The following is a 22,773-nucleotide window of genomic DNA, read 5'->3' as shown; positions in this document are numbered from 1 at the left end:
TAAAAACTAAAGGAAAATGAACCAAAAAATAGATCCATAACTAACATAAACAATGAAAATAAGAAAAAAAAATATAAATTTTAGATTTAAAAAGTAAAAATTGAAATCTAAAACTGAAAAGAGCATTATGCAACGGTCTTGGATCTTTAAAAAGCGTTTATTTTCCCATTCGATTTTCAATCTTTTTCCTGTACCTCTTTCTTGGTTTTTTCGTTTTTCAATAAGTTTAGCGCTGTTTTTAGCAGTACATAATACAGTTTTGTTCTGAGTTTTTATTTCTCTTTATAGAAGTATCTTCAGAGAAAGCAATATTAAGAGTCCAATGTAATCCATTCTAAATAGTCTAATGGGAACGGGTTGAAGTTTGGAACACCTTTTCATTGAATCCTGTTTTTTAAAGAAAAAAATCGTATGATTTCTCTTTTCTATTCAAACGGAAGTTTGTCGACTTCTGATATTTTATTTTCCTCTCCTTTTACAATCTTGAAAAACTTTACATCAGTCGCTTCCACTACTTTCATGAAGTAAACACCATCATTAAAATCAGAAATATCATATTTTTTTCTATAAGAATATCCCTTCTCCAATGTTTCGGTAAATAACAAACTTCCTTCGTTATTTTGTAACACTACTTGGATTGCATTATTCAATGCAGATACTTTAAGAATAATTGTATTCTGATTACCTTCTTTAAAACTCAAACTTGGGATTGAATAATTATTACCTGCCTTAACAATACTTGAAGACATTAAAACAACTAATACAACAGTAAACCCTCGAAATAATTTTTTCATAATATTATTTTTTATGCAACAAAATTAAACAAATTAGATTTAAAAAAACATCACCAAATAGCACTCTAAACAATTCGCAAAGGAATAATTAGTTAAAAAACAAAGAAATATTATGGCTTTGTTTTTTTGAACATCCATTTAATACGTCATTAAATGATAGAATGTCCATTGTCTGTAATAATAGTTTGTCGAAAATGTATTGCACAAAACTAAATATGTTTATTTGGTATTATTGCCATTTAAGGTACGAAAACTAACCCGATTTAGGTCTGTTTTCGGGCGTAAATAAAATCGCAAAATAACAGTGTGACTTTAAAGTAAAAGAGTATATTTGCATCCGAATAAAATCACTCGCTCGAGTGGTGGAATTGGTAGACACGCTGGACTTAAAATCCAGTGGACTGTAAGGTCCGTATGGGTTCAAGTCCCATCTCGAGTACTAAAGCCTTTTAATCTTTTGATTAAAAGGCTTTTTTTATGTTTAGAAATAAATGATTGCACAATCTTTTTTTGAAAAAATGCACAAATCAATAACTATTAAATTCAGTACTTTCTTCTTAGAAAGGACGAGTTTTAGCAAATGTTGTAATTTCATCTTCGATATTCTTCAAATAATCTATATCATCAAATCCATTCAACATATTTACTTTTTTATAACCATTAATTTCAAAAAGTTCAGATTCACCAGTCGCTACTAATGTAACTGATTGATTCGCTAAATCTATTGTGATTTCTGTTTTTGGATCTGCTTCTATTGCAGCAAATAAAATATCGGCAAATTCAGCAGAAACTTGAACGGGTAAAACACCAACATTCAAACAGTTGTTTTTAAAGATATCAGCAAATGCGGAAGAGATTACACATCTTAATCCAAAATCGTATACAGACCATGCTGCGTGCTCTCTAGAAGAACCAGAACCGAAGTTTCTACCTCCAATTAAAATTTGAGACCCTGCATATTTCTCTTGATTTAGAGGGAAATCTTCTTTTGGTGTTCCATCAGTTTCATATCTCCAGTCACGGAAAAAATTAACATCAAAATTCTTACGCTCAGTTGCTTTTAAAAAACGAGCAGGAATGATTTGATCTGTATCTACATTCTCGATTGGAAGAGGATACGCTGTACTTGTTAATACTTCAAATTTATCGTAAGCCATTGTATAATTTGCTTTTGGCCTTTAGCTTTTGGCTATTGGCGTATTTGTATTATTTAATTTACTTTTCAGCTAAGAGCAAACAGCCAATAGCTAAGCTCCTAAATTAAGCGTTTTCTTTTAAGATTGTTCTAGGGTCAGTAACCACACCTTCCACTGCAGAAGCTGCAGCAACTAAAGGAGAAGCCAATAAAGTTCTAGATCCTGGTCCTTGACGACCTTCAAAGTTTCTATTAGAAGTTGAAACCGATAATTTTCCTTCAGGAATTTTATCATCATTCATTGCTAAACAAGCTGAACAACCAGGCTCTCTAAGTACAAAACCAGCATCCGTAATAATTTTATCCAATCCTTCTTTTTTAATTTGATCTACTACTTTATGAGATCCAGGTACTAACCAAGCAGTAATATTGTCTGCTTTTTGACGTCCTTCAACGATAGAACAGAAAGCTCTAAAATCTTCAATACGTCCGTTTGTACATGATCCTAAAAACACGAAATCAATCTTTTTACCAATCATAGAATCTCCTTCATGGAATTTCATATAACCTAAAGATTTTTTATAAGTTTCAATACCACCTTCAACATTCTCAGCATTTGGAATGTCTTGAGTTACTCCGATACCCATTCCTGGATTTGTACCAAAAGTAATCATTGGCTCAATATCAGAAGAGTCATAATTGAATTCAACATCGAATTTAGCATCTTCTTCCGTAAATAAAGTTTCCCAATATTTCATTGCTTTATCCCAATCAGCTCCTTTAGGAGTTTGAGCAAGTCCTTTGATATAGTCAAAGGTTTTTTGATCCGGAGCAATCATGCCACCACGTGCGCCCATCTCAATAGACAGGTTACAAACGGTCATACGACCTTCCATAGTCATGTTTTCAAAAACATCTCCTGCATATTCTACAAAATATCCTGTAGCTCCAGAAGTTGTTTGTTTAGCTATAATATATAAAGCAACATCCTTAGGTGTTACTCCAAGACCCAATTTACCATTTACGTTGATACGCATTTTCTTTGGTTTTGGCTGCATAATACATTGAGTAGATAATACCATTTCTACTTCAGAAGTACCAATTCCAAATGCAACAGCACCAAAGGCACCATGTGTAGAAGTATGTGAATCGCCACATACAATGGTTGCACCAGGTAATGTAATTCCATTTTCAGGACCTACAACATGTACAATTCCATTATTTATATCACCTAATCCCCAATGAGAAATACCATGTTTTTTAGCATTATCTTCTAAAGCTTGTAACTGATTAGCAGATAACACGTCTTCAACTGGTAAATGTTGATTGATCGTAGGAGTGTTATGATCTGCAGTTGCAAATGTTCGCTCTGGATAAATAACACTGTTTCCTCTGCTTTCTAATCCTAAAAATGCTACTGGACTAGTTACCTCATGGATAAAATGACGATCAATAAAGAATACATCTGGTCCGTCTTCAACGTGACGAATAACATGTGAATCCCATACTTTGTCAAATAATGTTTTTGCCATTTTTATGTTCTTTTTATTTATAAGTTTTCAAAAATACTATTGTTATATCTGTCTTTAGGCTTTTTATTTAATTCTTTACTGTATCCATTATTTAAAAAAAACAACAAAAACATATATATTACAGGGTTTCAACCTTAAAACCTTTACGATGTCTAATAATAAAAAAACGCTCGTTATTTAGATAGCTTAAATCAAAGGGGGTTGCAAACTTACAAAATACTAAACGTTTACAAACATCTATTTCAATTAATAACTTATAGACTAAGAAAACCTCTTTAATCGAGTCCTGCTAATTACATAAAAGTGAATATTATCAATAAACAAAATGAATTAATGACCTAGTTTGTGTTGTTTTTATACAGCTCGTCATGTTAGTTAAAACACTTAATAATAGCTATTTATACACGAATAATAAAATCAAAATAAATAGACAAATAAAGGTTAATTAGTTATTATTAATTTTTTGTAAGATTGTTTTTTTTCAAAATAAAATAATAGTATATTTGGTCAACCAATTTGGTCAACCAGCTAAAAACCAATGTCTTTAATATGAAAAAAACGACTCCCCTTTTCCTACTTATATTTGTATTATTTCTTACAGTCTCTTGCAGCGAAAAAGAAGTAAAATACGAGAAACAACCTGAACATCCATCTTTGATTCTAACAGTACAAGGTGTGAAAGAAATTAGATCACAGCTTGGAACGGTACCCCTTTTTGACAAAACATTAGCACGAACAATTAAGATTATTGATGTTGAAATTGCAAAAGAAATTTCACTTTCGACACCTAAAGATCTCTCAGGTGGTTTTTCTCATGAACAACACAAAAATATTTTTTTAATTTTACAACAAGCAGGGGTCTTATTCCAAATCACACAAGATGAAAAATATGCACAATATGTAAAGGAAGTACTTTTAGCCTATGCTAAGTTATATCCAACACTACCAGTGCATCCGCAAACTAGATCCTATGCTAGAGGGAAATTATTTTGGCAATGTTTAAATGACTCAAACTGGTTAGTTTATTCAAGTCAAGCCTATGATTGTATTTACGAATGGCTTACACCAGAAGACAGAAATATCTTGGAAAATGATTTATTCATTCCTTTTGCAAACTTTATCTCTATAGAAAATCCACAATTCTTTAATCGTGTACACAACCATAGTACATGGGGAAATTCAGCTGTAGGAATGATTGCTTTGGTGATGGGTAACGATGATTTGTTAAACAAAGCTCTATACGGGATTCCTACTGACTCTATAGATGCAAACATGAAAGATAACGATGGTGGTTTTATAAAAACAGAGGGGCAGAAAGTAGGGTTTTTAGCAAATATTGACGAACCTTTCTCTCCAGACGGATACTATACAGAAGGTCCTTATTACCAGCGATACGCTATGTATCCATTTTTAATATTTGCACAAGCGCTACATAACGTAAAACCAGAATTAAAAATATTTGATCACAAAAACGGAGTGCTTTTAAAGGCTGTCAACGCAATTTTGATGCTTACTGATCAGGATGGAGAATTTTTCCCCTTAAATGATGGGCAAAAAGGAATGTCAATTCAATCCCGAGAACTAGTTACTGCCGTTGATATTGCCTACAAATACGGAGGTCATAACCAACAACTTCTAAGCATCGCTCAAGAACAGGGTAAAGTTCTTCTTAACGATAGTGGACTTGCAGTTGCCAAAGGACTTAGAGATGGCAAGGCGATACCTTTTATTAAAAAATCATATGAATTAACAGATGGTCCAGAGGGAGATCAAGGAGCTGTAGGTGTCTTGAGAAGTGGCGATATTGAGGTTGTTTTTAAATACAGTGCACAAGGCTTGAGTCACGGTCATTACGATAAGTTGTCATTCTCTATGTACAATGAAGGAAATGAAATAATTCAAGACTATGGTTTAGTACGTTTTGTAAACATCGAACAAAAAGGAGGTGGTAATTATTTAAAAGAAAACAAAACCTGGGCTAAGGAAAGCATTGCACACAATACCATCATTCAAAATGAAAAATCCCATTTTGATCACAAATACGAAATCGCAAGCAAAAATCATTCGACTAAATATATCTTCAATACCGAAGATTTACAGTTTCAAATAGCAAGTGCTAAGGAGGAAAATGCTTACCCAGGAACGGAACTTCATAGAACAATGGTTCTCGTTAAAGACGTAAATAATTCTTCTCCTTATCTATTGGATATAATGAGGATTCAGGCAGCAGAAAAAAACCAGTATGATTTACCCTATTATTATTTGGGTCATATAATGTCAGCTAATTTCGAGTACGAAACTTTCAGTCAATTAAATATACTAGGACCTAAAAACGGATATCAACACCTTTGGAAGAAGGCAGAAGGAATTGCTCAAAACCCTAACACAAAAATCAGCTGGTTAAATAATGATAAATTTTATTCATTAACTACTACCAGTGACAAAAACGATAAAATTCTATTTGCACAAATAGGAGCTAATGATCCTGATTTCAATTTAAGGAATGATCCTGCTATTATCATTCGTAGAAATAACTTTAGCAACACTACTTTTGCAACGATCATAGAACCACACGGTCATTATAGTCCTGTGTCTGAGCTTGCTAAAGACGCAACTAGTAGTATTGAAAATATTGAAATTATTCAATCAAACAGTAAATACACAGTTTTAAAAATCACAAAAAAGGATGCATCTATAAAAACAGTATTTTTATCAAATATTGATTCTGACAAAAACACCAAACACGAATTACAAATAAATAATCAAAAACATCAATGGAGCGGTCCATTTTATTATATAAATACTAAACAATAATAATTATGAAAAGTTTTGGAGCAAGTAAAGAGTTTTTATTAGACGACAACCAAGAATGGGAAGTTGTAGGAGAGGGAGTTAAACGTAAAATAATGGGTTATGATGATAAAATCATGCTTGTTAAGGTTGACTTTGAAACAGGAGGAATAGGTTATAAGCATGAACATCATCATTCACAAGTAACTTATGTTGTTGGAGGAGAATTTGAATTTTCTATAGGTGATGAAACTAAAATAGTAAAAGGAGGAGATTCAGTATACATTCCACCTAATGTACTTCATGGAGCAATTTGTAATAAAGCAGGGGTTTTAATAGATGTTTTTAGTCCTATTAGAGAAGATTTTATGGAATAATAAATTAAAAAACCTAATTTTTTGTTAAATTATTTTTTTTAAACATCACAATAACATATATTTGGTAAACCAAACTGGTTATCCAGTATTGAAAAATCACCATACTAATCTAAATAGCAAAAAAAATGACTATACCATAAACAAAAAAGGATGGGTGCACACCCATCCTCTTATAATTAGGATACTTCTTTGGAGGGAAGTAAATCCGACTACATGTTATCACTTTATTCAACAACACATATACAAAAATAAGGAATTTATTTTTTGTTTAATCAATATTGTTGAATAAAGTGAAAGATTAAAAAATGAAATATTAATCAACTAAATAATATTTCGAGACTAATTAAAACTAACACTTTAAACATGAAAAAAACACTAAATTTATTCAAGACAAAGCTGCTTCTTATAGTTGTTCTGTTTGTTAACATCGCTTTAATCGCTCAAAACGATCATGCAATTACAGGAACAGTAACTTCTAAATCTGAGAATACTCCAGTGCCTGGTGTAAATGTTATAATAGAAGGAACATCAACAGGTATTACTACTGACTTTGATGGGAATTATCAAATAAACGCACCTCAAGGCAGCAAAATTATTTTTTCTTTTATTGGATTCGCTACGAAATCGATTTCGGTAACTAATCAAACCACTATAAATGTAGCTCTAGAGGAAGATTCAAATGAGCTAGATGAGGTTGTAGTTATAGGTTACGGTTTTCGTAAGAAAAGCGATATTACAGGTTCTGTTTCTTCCGTAAGTTCGGAGGAATTAAATGCATTTCCTGTAGCAGATGCAGCACAAGCTCTTCAAGGGCGTGCAGCTGGAGTTGTTGTTCAATCTAATAATGGTGGTGAGCCAGGTGCTCCTATTAGCATAAAAATTAGAGGTAATACTTCTATTAATGCAAGTAGTTCACCTCTAATTGTTGTAGATGGTTTTGTTGGAGCAACTATGCCACAAGCTAATGATATTTCTTCTTTAGAGGTTTTAAAAGATGCGTCAGCAACTGCTATATACGGTTCTAGAGGTTCTAATGGAGTTATTTTGGTAACTACTAAAAAAGGTAGAAAAGGTAAAATGACTATTGAATTTAATAGCACTTATGCAGTTCAAAATACTGCAAACAGTATAGATTTGTTAAATGCAGATGAATTTGCAGCTTATCAACAAGATGTAAATAATAACCAAGCATTAACTTCAGGTGACGCTGCAGTTACTTATAATCAAGGTGCTGGGGATACTGATTGGCAAGACTTAATTTACCAAGCAGGGAATACTCAGAATTATCAACTTTCTTTTTCAGGAGGTTCAGATAAAATAAATTTTTATGCTTCTGGCAACTATTTTAATCAAGATGGAGTTCTTATTAATTCTGGTTTTGAAAAACTAACCTTCTTGTCAAATGTTGATGCCCAAGTAACAGATAAGTTAAAAATGGGACTTAATCTTTTTGGTAGTAGAAGTACTAAAAATGGAGCTTCTACGCAGTCAACAGGTGATACTGCTGGTGCAGGTGGAGATGATGTAATTACCTTAGCAATGAGATATGCGCCTGATCAACCTGTGTATAATGAAGATGGTAGCTTTAACTCGGGTAACTCTGTGGGAGATCCTGTTGATAATCCGTATGCTATCGCTACAGAAAAAATAGACGAAACTAAAACCGATAATTTTAGAGCAAATTTTTATGCAAGTTATGATCTTTTAGAAAATCTTACTTTTAAAACAACTTTTGGTTTTAGTACTGAAAATGAAAATCAAGGAATTTATTTGCCATCAACACTAGAACAGACAGCAGGTGCTGTTGGAGGAATAGCTGGTGTAGAATATGATAGAACAACAAATTTCTTGAGTGAAAATTATCTGACCTATAAAAAAGAGATAGGAAAAGGACAATTAACCTTATTAGCAGGATATTCTTATCAACAAATTATTACAGAAAATTTTTACAATCAAGCTTCCGGTTTTATTTCAGATAGTTTTTCTTTTTATAATTTAGAATCTGCTACAACATTTTTAACGCCTGATTCGTCAATATCAGAAGTAGAGATTCAATCTCAATTTGGTAGAGTGAATTACGATTATGATGATAAATATTTAATCACAGCTACAGTAAGAAGAGATGGAGCATCTAATTTTGCAGCTAATGAAAAATATGCTATTTTCCCTTCTGCAGCTTTAGGATGGAAGGTGTCAAACGAAAACTTTTTAAAAGATGTTGAAACGATTTCTAACTTAAAATTACGCGTTAGTTATGGTCTTACAGGTAATCCATCAATTGGTGCTTACGAATCTTTAGCAAGGTTTGAGACTCTTTATGCTTCCAGTAATGGGGAAACGGTTAGTGCTATTACTCCAGAACAACCTGAGAACCCAGATTTAAAATGGGAAACTTCTTATCAAACAAATATTGGTGTAGATTTTGGGATGTTTAACAATGCAATTAATTTATCATTAGACTATTATAACATAGATACTAAAGATTTAATTTTAACAGACAACACTATCACTGAATATTTAGGTTACACAGGTGATGATATCTTAGCGAATTTAGGAGAGATAAATAATAGAGGGATTGAAGTTTCTTTAAGCACAAGAAATATATCTAACGACAATTTTAGATGGACTACAGATTTTAACATTGCCTTTAATAAAAACAAAGTAGTAGCTTTAGTAAATGATGCTGATTTGTTTTTTGATGCTGCTCCAAATTATTTTAGTCATGATTACTCTTATGTTTTAAGAGTTGGTGAAGAAGTTGGTCTTTTTTGGGGCTATGATTATCAAGGAGTTTATCAAGGAGGTGATTTACCAGATGGAGCAGCAACCTTAACTGGTGGTATTGCAGGTGACCCTTTGTTTGCGGATATAGATGGAAGTGGTGATATTACGGATGCTGATAAGACAACGATAGGTAATCCTAATCCAGATTATACTTTTGGAATGTCCAATAATTTTACTTATAAAAACTGGGATTTAAGGATCTTTATCCAAGGTTCTCAAGGTGGAGATATTTTTAATATGACCAATGTACAGTTGTTTAATGGAGATTCAAATACTACTAGCGACTTTTATAACAGCTCTTGGACAACTACAAATACAGACACAAATACTCCACGTGTTGGAAACAATAGTAGTAGAGAAATTTCTTCTCGTTTTGTAGAAGATGGTAGCTATGTTAGATTAAAAAATATAGCAGTAGGTTATAATTTACCTACAGACATTACTGAAAAATTAGGAATGGACAGAGTAAGACTTTCATTGAGTGCACAAAATTTATTGACTTTTACAAACTATTCTGGATTAGATCCTGAAGTAAACTATTTTGGAGCCCAAGGAGATAACAATACATCTGCCAATACAGCTCAAGGGTTTGATTTTGGTAATTATCCAACAATCAAAACGATAAATTTTAGTCTTAATATAAAATTTTAATCAATAATTTTAAAACATAAAATATGAAAATATACAAATATTTCTTTTTATTGGTAGGGTTATCAATAATGGGATGTTCAGATTTAGAAGAAGAGCCTGTAGGTTTGTTAGCCCCAGACGGTTTTTTTCAAACTACAGATGATATCCAAGTAGCTGTGGATGGTGCTCTTACACACGCAATTAATGAAAAGTTTTGGGGAAGAAAACTTTCTATCGCATTAATGCTTCGTTCTGACATGGTAGATCTTGCATCTACACAAACAAGAAGAGTAGAGATGAATGAATTTACTACTTTGGCTAGTAATGGAATGATTAGTGAATTTTGGCCAAGAACTTATCAAGGAATTGCGGCTGCTAATCTTGCCATTGCAGGAGCTGAAGATGTAGAAATCGATGCAGATATTAAAAATCCAGTAACTGCACAGGCATATTTTGCAAGAGCGTTTTATTATTTTCACTTGGTAAGATTATTTGGAGATATTCCTTATATTGATGCACCTGTAACGGATGTTGATATAGCAACTTCTATCAGTAAAACAAGTGCTGCAGATGTATATGCAAATATAATTGCAGATTTAGAATATGCTAAAATTTGGTTGCCAAATACAACTACATCTAGAGCAATACCTTCTAAAGCAGCAGCGAGTTCTTATTTGGCCTTGGTGTATTTAACTCAAGGTGAATGGCAAAAAGCTTTTAACGAATCTAAAGAAGTGATTGATAATAAAGGTATTTATAACCTTGGTTTAGATTCTAATTTTCAAAATTTATTTAATGGAGATGTAATAGATATTTCTATAGAACCAATATTTTCACTAGATTACAATAATTTTGAAGCTGAAGATAATGCTTATGATCAAATAGCACCGATGACAGGTATTAGAGGTGATGACAGAAATTCAGGAGGTGGTTGGTCAGTTGCAGTTCCTACGTTGGCTGTTTATACTACTTGGGATGCAGGTGATTATAGAAGAGCAGTCAGTTTGGATGATGTAGCATCAATTAATGGTAGTGTTGTAGATTATACTAATTTTGCAATCAGCGGACACGCACACGCTAAAAACAATCCATATATAGCAAAGTATATGCGTTACCCAGGAGCATTTGCTCGTGGAAGTGGTAGAGCAACAAGTCATAATTACTCTATGATACGTTATGCAGAAGTATTGTTAATCGCTGCTGAATCAGCAGTAGAATTAGGAGATACTGGATCGGCGCTTACTTATATTAATGAAGTAAGAGCTAGAGCAAGAATGGGTGGTGCTACGAAAACTGGTGCTGATGTTGAATACACGGTAGCTGAGAGTGCTGTGCCAGCAGATCTTACAACTGTTACTGTTGCAGATGTATTGGAAGAGCGTAGATTAGAATTTGCTTTTGAAGGCAAAAGATGGTATGACATTGTAAGAAGACAAATGGGAGACTCTCCTTATGATGTATATGGTGCTTCTGGCTTAGAAGGAGAAAAACAATACTTTACTTCAGATGATTATTTATTACCATTACCTTTAGATGAGTTACAAAGAAATCCTAATTTATTACCACAGAATCCTGGTTACTAATTTTTTTTAAACAAAAAGGGTTAATATCTTATAATTTAATTTCTTGGGTTTGCACTAAAATAAAGTGTAAATCCAAGAATTAATACTAGAAAACCTACAATTTCAATTTAGTATTATAGTAATTTTGAGTTCCTTAAACAACTCAAATATTTATCACTTATGAAAATAAAATATACTTTTTTAATTTTAACGACAACTTTACTATCGTTTATGGTTTTAGGTGCACAGGAAATTCCTATTGAGTTTCTCAATATGAGTTTACAACCAAATAAGGTTGAATACAATAAGAAAATACTAGAAAATGAAATTGGAGGAATCACTGTAAACCATCTAACTTTGGCAGGAGATGTTGTTAAAAAGGAGCATATGCATGAAGGATATAAATACATATATCTTTTTATCAAAGGGAAAGGAGAGGTTATTATCAACGAAAAGGTTTACAATATTGAACCAGAAACCATATTATTACCTAATTCAGTATTGGATATTTCTATTAATGCGATCAAGAACGACACGCTACATTTTATAAAAATATCTAGCGAACTTACAGAACAAGACATTTTAGACTTAAAAGAGTTTCCAAAGGAAAATACAGAAAATATTTATTTTGCGAAATTTACTGATTGCGAAGCGTATACCGAACCAATAAAAAGTCCAAATACTGTTAGCCGTACAATAATTCCTAACAAATACATTCCACGTATAGCCATGGGAACCGTTGAAACAACAGGTCCGGATAAAGTTGGAGCTCACGAACATGCTATGCTAGAGCAGTTGTTTTTAGGTCTTACTGACAATCAAGTAGTTGTTTTTGCTGATAATGCTAAAATAAATTTCCCAGCCTATTCCATTCTACATATACCGCTAGGTTCAAGTCATTCTGTAGAAGTGAAAAAAGGAGAGAAAATGTACTATATCTGGATGGATTTCTTTTTAGATAAGAAAGGGGAAGAATGGCTGAAAACGCACAACCCAATTAAGAAAAAACAAAAATTTATACCCCTGAGTGTTAGTGCTATGGTTGTCTATAGTGCTTGTTGGTTATTGAAAATTTGCTGGTCCACATATTTTAGACCAGTAAATTTTATTAACATTAAATATAATTGACATGTTTTTGAAATTTCGGAATCCGAAATAAAATATAATTTTGAGTTTTACAGCAATTAGCTAATAATAAAAAATAAATATTTGCTCTATATATTACTCACTTCAAAAGCACTTTTCATTCAATTTATTAGTATTTATTTAGCATAACCACAAACCGTCACTAAACTTAAACCATTTATTAATCCCCAACCATCACTAACCTAAAACCATTCATTAACTACAACCATTCGCTAAACCTACAATCATCACTAACCACAACAACATTGACCATCGTATATAATATGCTCATATGTAAACCCTTTATAGGGTCAAAATAACCAAAAAACAAAATATATCTAGTAAGCCAATCTGGTTGTCCAGTTTTATTAACCAAAAAGGACGACTGAAAACTATCCTATTTATGATTATTTCTACAAGAGAAGTAAGTCCAAAAACATAAAACAAAGGATAAAAATTTCATCAACGATATATCATTATTGCCACTAATCAAACTAACATTTTAAACATGGAAAAATCTATTACAAATTTTAAAACAAAACTGGTGCTTTCTTTGGTTTTGTTACTAAACATTGCACTATTTGCACAAGATAGTACTATAAAAGGTACTGTTTTGTCTGCAACCGATAATGTCCCTATTCCGGGTATTAATATTATCGTCTTAAAAACAACAAAAGGAGTATCAACCGATTTTGACGGGACCTACCAAATTGAAGCAAAAAAAGGAGACATATTACAGTTTTCTTATATTGGATATGTTTCTCAAACGGTAGTTGTTGAAAATCAAACTACTATTGATGTTTTATTGAGAGAAGATGTTTCAGCGCTCGATGAAGTAATTGTTGTTGCTTATGGATCACAAAAACAGAAAAATATAACGAGTGCTTTAACCAAAATTTCTGGTGTTGATCTTCAGAACCAAGCAGTATCTCGTGTAGAAGATGCTCTTGGTGGAAAGGTAGCAGGTTTACGAATTCAAGTTGTATCATCAGAGGCGGGTGGTGATCCTAAAATCACATTAAGGGGACCAGGTTCTGTTACAGGAACATCAGCGCCTTTAATTGTTGTTGATGGGATTGTCTTAGGTACTGATGCTGATATTTTATCTTCTATTGATAATAATAATATTGAATCTTTAACCGTATTGAAAGATGCTTCATCCGTTGCGATATATGGATCTCGTGGTGCAAATGGAGTGATTTTAGTGACACTTAAGAAAGGAATTATTGGTAAAACGCAATTCTCTTACAATACATTTACAGGTTATAAATATGCTGAACACAATGATAACTTTAATACCACTATAGCTCAAGAAAGATACAGACTGGATGGGCTACAGAGCTCAATTGATGCAATAGAACTAGATAGCGGAAACTATAGTAGAATTATCAAGAATTATAACACAGCTTATGCAGAACTTGAGGCTATGGATTTTTTAGCTTCGCTTGGTGGAGGTGAAAATAATTTGCAAGATCAAGTTTTCCCTGGAGGCTTTATAGTAAATCACTCTTTATCCGTAAGAGGAGGATCTGAATTAACAAGCTATACGGCTTCTTTAGGCTATCTTGAAGATGAAGGAATCGCATTAACGGATAACTTTAAGAAATACAACGCTAGAATAAAAGTTGATAGTAAATCAAAAAACAAAAAAATAAAATTTGGCGCAAGTATTAATGTTAATTATAATGACCAAGATAGATTACCTGCTAGGTTTACAGACCCATTAAGGCAATATGGGCATGTGCCATTATACTTAACTGAAGAACATTTAAAGTATGTAACTCAATTTTCTACAGATGTTGGTGTTTCAACGGATGCAGGAAAACTATTTGAAAACCTAGGCGTTGGTAGTTATGGGTTTTCAAGAGCTTTCGATCATGTATTTACTGTTTCAGATGACGATCCAAGAGCAATAGCAAGAGATCCTAATACGGGTCTTCCATTAGTTAGTAATCTAACGTCAGGTGGTTTAACTTTGTCAACTACTAAAAATGTTCATCCTCTTGTAAATTTTCTTGAAAGATCTAGAACAAAGAAGAAGTTAAGTTTAAATTCATCTGCTTATGTTGATGTAAAATTAGCAAAGGGTCTTAATCTTAAACAAACTATCTCGGGTGTTTTTAGACATACTAAGTCCAATGAGTTCGATTACCTTTATGGTCAAGAAAATAGAGACCAAGAGTCTTATCGGTTAGAGAGAAGAGATGAACTTAATCAATACGCATTTGAAACAGTTCTTCTACATAAGAAAGAACTTGGGAAACATAATTTCAACTCAATTCTTGGATTTGAATTTACTCAAAGAGATTTTTATAGACAAGAGACAGAGGCTGTTGGCTACTCTAATGATTTCAATAATAATATTGCACTTGCAGATGGAGGGACTACATATACAGATAATGGAACTGATAAATTGGTTTCATATTTTGGAAGAATAAATTATAATTATAATGAAAAATACCTAGTACAACTATCAGCGCGTAGTGATGGTAGTACAAGGTTTGGTTCAGATGCAAGGTTTGGGTTTTTCCCAGCAGCTTCAGCGGGGTGGATCTTATCAAACGAAGATTTCTTATCAGAAAGTAATCTTATATCGTTTTTAAAATTGAGAGCTAGTTATGGTGTTTCAGGTTCTAATGAAATATCCAACAACGTGTACGAATCACTATATAGGTTCGAGGAATCATATGGTACGGTTGGTTACGATGGAGATACTGGAGTTAAAGCTACATCTTTAGCAAATCAATCTCTAGGATGGGAAAAATTAATAGAATTCAATCCTGGAATAGATGTTACATTCGGCAGAGGGTTTTTAGATTTATCAGTAGATTATTACACAAGAACAAGTAAAGATTTACTTCTTTTTGCTCCGTCATCCGCTACTTATGGTACAGATAATTGGTTGCAGAATCTTGGAGAGGTTAAAAATGAAGGTGTTGAGGTTGAATTAAGTTCTAGAGTTATGTCTACGGAAAACTTTCGTTGGGTAGCATCAGGTCAATTTTCTTTAAACAGAAATACTGTACTAAGCTTAGGTAATAATGAACAAATTATTTCTAGAATTGATCAAGATACTAGACCTACAGAATTTATAGCTAAAGTAGGGCAGCCAATAACTTCTTTTTACGGATGGGTTTATGAGAAAGAAATTCCATTAGAATGGGTAGATAACCCATTTAACAGGTTTAATAATCAGTATGCAGATGTTTATGTAAAAGATTTGAATAATGATGGTATTATAGATGATGATGATAGAACTGAGTTAGGTAGCCCATATCCTGATTTTGAATGGGGATTCAATTCTGATTTCAACTATTATGATTTTGATTTCTCTTTCCAATTGCAAGGTTCTCATGGAGCTGAAGTAAGGGTGGCTGATCTAGATCAGTTGTATTATGCGAGTGAATCGGCTGTAAATGAGGTTTCTAATTTCCCAGATAGAGATTTAACTGTACATAGAAGATATACTGATGCTCATATACAAGACGCTTCTTTTGTGACTTTAAGAAATTTAACTATCGGATATACAGTACCTCAATCATTAACTTCAAAACTTCATTTTAATAGGCTAAGGTTATATTTAACAGGTAATAATTTACTGTATTTTACTGCTAAAGGTTATGAAGGCTTTAACCCAGAAGCAGCAGGTCAAACATCTAGTAATGCTAATACACCATTAACTGCAGGGTATCAAAGAGGAGATGGTCCTGTTGTAAAAACAATTTCAGCTGGGGTTAACTTTCAATTTTAATTAATTAATTATGAAAAATATATATAAAAATATAATCGTTTGTTTTTCTTTCGTGGCTTTAATGTCAAGTTGTGAAACAGAATTAGACCTTAGTAATCCTACTGCACTTTCGTTGGAAGAATTACTACAAACTGATGATGGATTTATATCATTAGCAAATGGAGTTTTAGATGCTTATCAAAAAATTCCAGCAAATGAATTCTTATTGACAGAATTAAGATCAGACAACGTAAGAGCTAATTCAGAAAACGGAAATTTCCCGGCTATTAACGCTTATAATGTAGACGCTAATAATGGTGATGTTGCAACTTATTATTCTAATAATATGCACACGATTAAGCATGCCAATACTATTATTGACAACCGTTATTTGGCTAGTGAAAATCAACAATATACAGTTGGAGAAGCCTATTTTATGAGAGCTTTGTGTCATTTTAATTTGGTAAGAGCATATCAGAATGTCCCTTTTATAGATAAAGTCTTAGATGTAACTGCTGACGAGGCATTAGATTACCCTCAGTTACCTGAAGCTGATGTTTATGAAAGAATTATTGATGATTTCAAAACATCAATTGCTTATTTACATGGGACAGAACAAAATAGATATCGCCCTTCTGAAGGAGCAGCTATTTGTTTAGCATCAAAGGCATATTTAAGTCAACCTAATCCAAATTATACGGAAGCAGAGCTTTTATTAGCATCTGTTATAGAAAATAATGCTTCTTATAATTATGACTTAATATTTACAGAAAGAGAAAATGCTGATCAGTTTGAGTTTAATGCTGACCCTGAAGATAGCAGTATCGATCTTTTAACAGATGCTGAGTATTATGCAAACTTAACTATTGATTATGGTCACGTATTAGGAAATGAAATTTCTGAAGGATACACAGATGGAGTACTCAATGGTACTTGGTCAAATAATCCAGGTTTAGAGAAGAATGATGAAATAATATTTTCAATAGCTTACGATTTAGTAAGTAGTGATAATTATGCTACTAGTGATAGTGGTTTAGATGATCAAATTGAAACAGACTCAGAATCACATAGTTTTGCCATGACATTACAAGGACCTTCAAATGGTGTGAATATTGCTACACTTGATTTTTTAACAGTAATGAATCCTGAACTACAGCCTGTTAGGTTTTATGCAAGTATTGATGTATTGTCTTATAATCCAGCTGTTTTAACAACGGATACTTTTAATGTTAAATTTCCAACCGATGGAGAGATTGGAGATAATGACTGGGTTGTTTTAAGGTATGCTGATGTGCTATTATTATATGCAGAAGCAATTTTAGCTGGTGGTGAATCTACTACAGATACAAGAGCAATCGAAGCCTATAATAAAGTTCGACTTAGAGCTGGTTTTGAAGAAACTGTTTTGCTAACAAAGCAAGAATTATTAGCTGAAAGAAGAGTTGAATTTGTATATGAAAACCAACGCTTATATGATTTAATAAGATTTGGTGAAGCAGATGCTGTCTTAAGACAGTTTTCGATTGACAATAGTTTAAATTATACAAGCGAAAAGAAATACCTTCCTTTTCCTCAAAGAGAAATAGACAATTTACCTAATTTTTATGATCAAAATGATGGATACTAAAAAACACATAATAATGAATAAAAATTTATTTAATTTGAAATATATCGCGTTAGCGATCTTCGTATTCCTAACCTCTTGTGTCAATGATGATTTGCCTGATGTTGGTGATTTACATGACCCTTCACCACCAACTCCTTTTTACAACATCACTGACGTTACATCTTCAGAATTTGACTGTAATGACCTTGAATTATGGGCCAAATATGATTTTAATTTTCAAGCAGGTTCAAATTTAGCTGTAAATGGTATTTATTATGACTGGACAGTAACTCCTATTGAAGGAGTAACGATGATTAATAAAGATTTACCTATTCTTGAGCTATTAATTGAAGCTGAATTAGCTACAGTTATAGCTATTGAAAAACAGATTAAGGCTTTAGAATTTAAAATACCTTGTGAAACTGATCCTGATAAAGTTGTTGTATATGAAGCTGAAATTGTGGCTTTAGAAATTCAACTTGAAGAAGCAAATCAAACACTTTCAGAGGAAACTTTACAAAATGTTGCGGATTTAGAAACTCAAATTTCCGAACTTCCTCCAGCTACATTACAAGATCAAGAATTGATTTTTTCGTTTCCAAATCCAGGTGTTTATACGGTCGCTTTAAAGGTAATCGATAACCTTGGTAAATTTGAAGAAACAGAAAAATTAATTACAGTAACTGAGGCAGTTCCAACAATTGCTATACCTGAGATTGGAGAACCTGGTTTTGAAGACAATAGCTTGTTTGATGGAACAGGAGACGGTAGAGATTCATGGAGAGCCCCTAGTTCTTCTTCCTGGGGTTCTGTATTTCAGATTAACACAAAATCGGAAGGTGTTCTACCGGAAGGTACACAGGCCGCTAAATTCCCTGCTGATGGGACTAGAGCTCTTTACCAAGAAATTGAAGTTACTCCAGGAGCAACGTATGTTTTAACATATTTCAGCGCTTTTAACATGAATACCTATGGAGAAATGAAAGTTTCTATACTTAAATCTTCTGCTGATTCTTACGAAGATGCCCAACTAGAAGAATATATAGTTGCATCTAGAACAGACAACAGCGTTGGAAGAGTTGTGAATGTATTCAAAAAGCATGCCATTACTTTTGAAGCAGGAGAAAATGAATCGGTTATAATCTATGCACGTAATTCAGGTGATGAATCTAGATTAGATTCATTTGACATAGTAGTTAAACAATAAAAAATTTAATATTATGATTTATAAATTAATTGAAAAATTCAATAAAAATATTATAACCCTATTTTTTATAGTAGTAGGTTTTGTGTCTTGTATTGATCAAGAGACTGAAGAGTTTGATGTGCCAACGGGAAATGTAAATGATATACAACCGAACACTTTATTTACAACGAGTACAAATCCAGACGATAATATGTCAATTGTATTTAGAAGTTATTCAACAGATGCGGCTTCTTATAGCTGGGATTTTGGTGATGGTAATACGTCAACTGAACCAAATCCAGATTATACGTATGCAGAAGGTGGTTTGTATAAAGTAAAACTAACCACAGAAAGTTCTGATGGTTTATTCGCAAGTGATTCATCAAATGTATCACCTATGTTTGTTGATTTTGGCTTTGAAATGATTGATACAGAAGTGTCTTTTGACAATCAAACTTCAGGTGCAAATAGCTTAGTTTGGGATTTTGGAGATGGAGATACTTTAGAATGGGATTCTGAAGATACAGAAGAAGATCCCAACTTTAGTCCTGTACATGTATATATATCAGATGCAACTGTTGCAGCTACGCTAACAGCAACGAATTTTTTAGGCGATAAAATTTCTGTCACCAAAAATATAGAAGGATTGGTATTCTCTACAGTTCCTAATTTTTCGTTTACAACTTCTTCTTTAACAGCAACTTTTATAGATGCTTCAATTTTAGCAACAACACATAGTTGGGATTTTGGAGATGGTAGTGCTGTTTCATCAGAGGTGAACCCCACACATACGTATTCTACAGATGGGACTTATAGTGTAACATTAACTACTACAAATGATTCTGGGGTGTCAAAAAGTATTACAAAAGCAGTTCCGGTGGGAGGTGTTGAACCGACATTTGAAGCTGTTGTATTAAATAGTACGTGTAATGACCACACATCCAATACAAGTGACAATGCTGATGCATGGGATATGACGCCAAATAGTAAAGTAGTTGATGATATATTAGGAACAATAGACAGTCCATATAGAGCCATTTGGTACAATTCTGATTTAGCAGATTGGCTTGCTACGAATTGTGGAGATGCTGATGAACAACCGGGCTCTACAGGTGATGGTAATAAATTTGGGACTAATGCAGGTGCAGGTAGAGGAGTAAAGATAAATGAAGCTTGTCGTCGTTTATACCAAGTAGTTGCAGTTGAAGCAGGTGTAGAGTATACCTTTACTATTGATACTCGTTCTGAAGCCGAAGGAGTGAATACAGAAGTATTTATTTTAAATAATGAAATAACGACTGAAGAAAACATTTTAGATAATGCTGATGTTTATTTTAATATCACAAACGATTTTAATAGTTCTAAATCTTCAAGTTCTAACGACACATTTACTACTACCACATTTACTTTTGAAGCTACAGCAAATAAAATTGTAATTTATGTGAGAGCATCAGGAGCTGTTGATAGTAGTCATGAAGTATTTATTGATAATATTGATATTATTACTCCTGGGTTTTAATTTTATGATATCAACACAAAAATAATTGATGTAATTGCTCTATCTAATTGATAGAGCAATACATTATCTAATAATCCTTTAATGTTATAGTTTAACTGGAATAATCAATAAGTGAAAAATGAAAAAAATTCGTAAATATATATTAGTATTCCTATTAACAGTATTTCTGTCTTCCAATGCTTTCTCTCAAGTACAAAAGGAAAGCGTTACAGAATTTGACGTTAAAATTGAAACCAAAGATCAAAAGAAAAAGAAGAAGAAAAGAAGAAAGAAAGTTAAACTCCCAAAAATAGATTTGAGTCATTGGAAAGTAACGATACCTGCAGGTAATGGAAAAGGAAAAACAATAAGTGTAGAGCCACCAGAAATATTGGATTATGCAACAAATGAGGTGCTTAAGCCATATATGTATAACGATTCTGCTGTAGGAGCAATCGTTTTCCACGCCATGCCAACTAATTCAACAACAGCGAATACAAAATATTCGAGATCCGAGTTAAGAGAGCAAATGGTTCCCGGAAGCAATCATGTAAATTGGACATTTAAGCAAGGTGGCTACATGAAAGGGAAATTGGCGATGAAAGAAACTACCAGAGATTCTGAAGGTAAATATCACAAGACTATAATTATGCAAATTCATGGTCGTTTAACAAATGAACAACGCTATTTAATTGGACAAAAAGACAATAACGCACCTCCTATATTGAAAATATATTGGGACAAAGGAAAAGTAAGGATAAAAACAAAAGTACTTAAAAACTTAAATGCAACTTACGAAGAAATGTTACATAAAGATGCTTGGGGTGACGATGCGGGTTTCAATTTTGAGCAAGAAGTAGGTTTTAGAAAATTCATTTTAGAAGTTAAAGTTTCTGAAGGTAAAATGGTAATCATTTTAAACAAAAATGAATATAAAGTTTATGAAAATATTCATATGGAAAAATGGGGCATTTTCGAAAATTATTTTAAAGCAGGAAATTATTTTCAATCTAGAGATGAGGGAGCATATTCAAAAATTAAATATTACGAATTAGAGGTAAGTCATAAATAGAACAACTCAATGAAATTAAAAACACACATACAACAATTCATAAACAGGTTATTAATAGTATCTTTTATTATTTTACTTTGTTCTAGTTGTCAAGAAAATGAAGAGTCTATAGCTCAAGAGGATCTTGAAACAGAAGTTGAAGAAGAAGTTGAAGTTGAAGAAACCATTGATCCAACTTATATCCTACCTGATATTGATTTAAATAATTGGAAAGTAACACTCCCAATTGGTGCGCCAGATGAAATTGAACCTCCAAAAATATTAACATATGCAACTAACGAGACATTAAAACCTTTTTTTTATAACGACTCTATAAATGGAGCTTTGGTTTTTTATACTTATCCCGGTTCTTCTACTGCAAATTCTAGCTATTCAAGAACCGAATTAAGAGAACAAATGATTCCTGGTAGTAATTCTACCAATTGGACTTTTAAACAAGGAGGGAGATTAAAAGGCACTTTGTCTGTTTCAAATGTCTCAAAAAAAAGCGATGGTGATTATGATAAAATTATAATTATGCAAATTCATGGAAGACTGACAAATGAACAAAGAGACCTAATTGGTCAAAAAGACAATAATGCTCCTCCAATGTTAAAAATATATTGGCAGGATAATATAATAAGAGTAAAAACAAAAACACTAAATGACCCCAATGCAGATTCGCTACAGATATTAGAAACAACATCTTGGGGAAACGATGATGGATATAATTTTCCAGTTGAAGTTGGATTTGATAAATTCACTATAGAGATTATTGCCACAGAAGGCAGAATGGAAGTTATACTTAATGAAACAATGTCTAAAGTATACGATTCAGAACACATAATAAAATGGGGTGTATTTGAAAATTATTTTAAAGCAGGTAACTACCTGGGAAGCACTGATAATACTGCGTTTTCAACGGTAAAATATTACGATTTAACAATAACACATTAACAAAGTTTGATGAATT

The 22,773-nt window shown here is 32.6% G+C and carries 14 protein-coding genes and 1 tRNA gene; 12 read left to right on the top strand and 3 right to left on the bottom strand.

The features are described from left to right. Nucleotides 1-425: 425 nt before the first annotated feature. On the bottom strand, nt 426-794 hold the full coding sequence (locus tag V5787_RS04825; RefSeq protein WP_336892138.1) for a hypothetical protein: 369 nt from the start codon (nt 792-794) through the stop codon (nt 426-428). 353 nt (nt 795-1,147) lie between these two features. Between V5787_RS04825 and V5787_RS04820 the strand changes: the two genes are divergently transcribed. Next, nucleotides 1,148-1,233 (top strand) — tRNA-Leu (locus V5787_RS04820). 118 nt (nt 1,234-1,351) lie between these two features. On the opposite strand, the gene leuD is transcribed toward V5787_RS04820, so the two are convergent. Both leuD and leuC read right to left on the bottom strand, forming a co-directional pair. Then, nucleotides 1,352-1,951 carry a 3-isopropylmalate dehydratase small subunit gene (gene leuD, locus V5787_RS04815; protein ID WP_336892137.1) on the bottom strand — a complete coding sequence of 200 codons (600 nt, stop codon included), beginning with the start codon at nt 1,949-1,951 and terminating at the stop codon, nt 1,352-1,354. Between the two features lie 103 nt (nt 1,952-2,054). Then, nucleotides 2,055-3,461 (bottom strand): 3-isopropylmalate dehydratase large subunit, encoded by a 1,407-nt coding sequence (gene leuC, locus V5787_RS04810; RefSeq protein WP_336892136.1) that lies wholly within the window; start codon nt 3,459-3,461, stop codon nt 2,055-2,057. 549 nt (nt 3,462-4,010) lie between these two features. Here leuC and V5787_RS04805 point away from each other — a divergent pair. The 11 genes from V5787_RS04805 to V5787_RS04755 all read left to right on the top strand — a co-directional run bounded on the left by V5787_RS04805 (nt 4,011) and on the right by V5787_RS04755 (nt 22,757). After that, nucleotides 4,011-6,275 (top strand): heparinase II/III family protein, encoded by a 2,265-nt coding sequence (locus V5787_RS04805; protein ID WP_336892135.1) that lies wholly within the window; start codon nt 4,011-4,013, stop codon nt 6,273-6,275. Between the two features lie 5 nt (nt 6,276-6,280). Further along, on the top strand, nt 6,281-6,628 hold the full coding sequence (locus V5787_RS04800) for a cupin domain-containing protein (RefSeq protein WP_336892134.1): 348 nt from the start codon (nt 6,281-6,283) through the stop codon (nt 6,626-6,628). Nucleotides 6,629-6,991: 363 nt separating this feature from the next. Continuing rightward, nucleotides 6,992-10,063 (top strand): TonB-dependent receptor, encoded by a 3,072-nt coding sequence (locus V5787_RS04795; protein WP_336892133.1) that lies wholly within the window; start codon nt 6,992-6,994, stop codon nt 10,061-10,063. Between the two features lie 23 nt (nt 10,064-10,086). After that, nucleotides 10,087-11,625 (top strand): RagB/SusD family nutrient uptake outer membrane protein, encoded by a 1,539-nt coding sequence (locus V5787_RS04790; RefSeq protein ID WP_336892132.1) that lies wholly within the window; start codon nt 10,087-10,089, stop codon nt 11,623-11,625. A gap of 159 nt (nt 11,626-11,784) precedes the next feature. After that, nucleotides 11,785-12,732, top strand: a complete 948-nt coding sequence (locus V5787_RS04785; protein ID WP_336892131.1) for a hypothetical protein — start codon at nt 11,785-11,787, stop codon at nt 12,730-12,732. A 505-nt stretch (nt 12,733-13,237) separates the two neighbouring features. Continuing rightward, nucleotides 13,238-16,480 (top strand): SusC/RagA family TonB-linked outer membrane protein, encoded by a 3,243-nt coding sequence (locus V5787_RS04780; RefSeq protein ID WP_336892130.1) that lies wholly within the window; start codon nt 13,238-13,240, stop codon nt 16,478-16,480. Nucleotides 16,481-16,490: 10 nt separating this feature from the next. Further along, the gene (locus V5787_RS04775) at nt 16,491-18,086 is read left to right on the top strand and encodes a RagB/SusD family nutrient uptake outer membrane protein (protein WP_336892129.1); all 1,596 of its coding nucleotides are present in this window, start codon (nt 16,491-16,493) and stop codon (nt 18,084-18,086) included. Nucleotides 18,087-18,099: 13 nt separating this feature from the next. After that, entirely contained in the window at nt 18,100-19,272 is a 1,173-nt protein-coding gene (locus V5787_RS04770) for a hypothetical protein (RefSeq protein WP_336892128.1), read from the top strand. A gap of 13 nt (nt 19,273-19,285) precedes the next feature. Further along, nucleotides 19,286-20,770, top strand: a complete 1,485-nt coding sequence (locus V5787_RS04765; protein WP_336892127.1) for a PKD domain-containing protein — start codon at nt 19,286-19,288, stop codon at nt 20,768-20,770. Nucleotides 20,771-20,888: 118 nt separating this feature from the next. Further along, complete coding sequence (locus V5787_RS04760) at nt 20,889-21,821, top strand: polysaccharide lyase family 7 protein (protein WP_336892126.1); 933 nt, start codon at nt 20,889-20,891, stop codon at nt 21,819-21,821. Between the two features lie 9 nt (nt 21,822-21,830). Then, entirely contained in the window at nt 21,831-22,757 is a 927-nt protein-coding gene (locus V5787_RS04755; RefSeq protein ID WP_336892125.1) for a polysaccharide lyase family 7 protein, read from the top strand. Nucleotides 22,758-22,773 lie beyond the last annotated feature (16 nt).

The sequence above is a fragment of the Flavicella sp. genome (assembly GCF_037132785.1).
GTDB lineage: Bacteria > Bacteroidota > Bacteroidia > Flavobacteriales > Flavobacteriaceae > Flavicella.
This window is presented reverse-complemented; position numbering and strand designations above follow the sequence as displayed.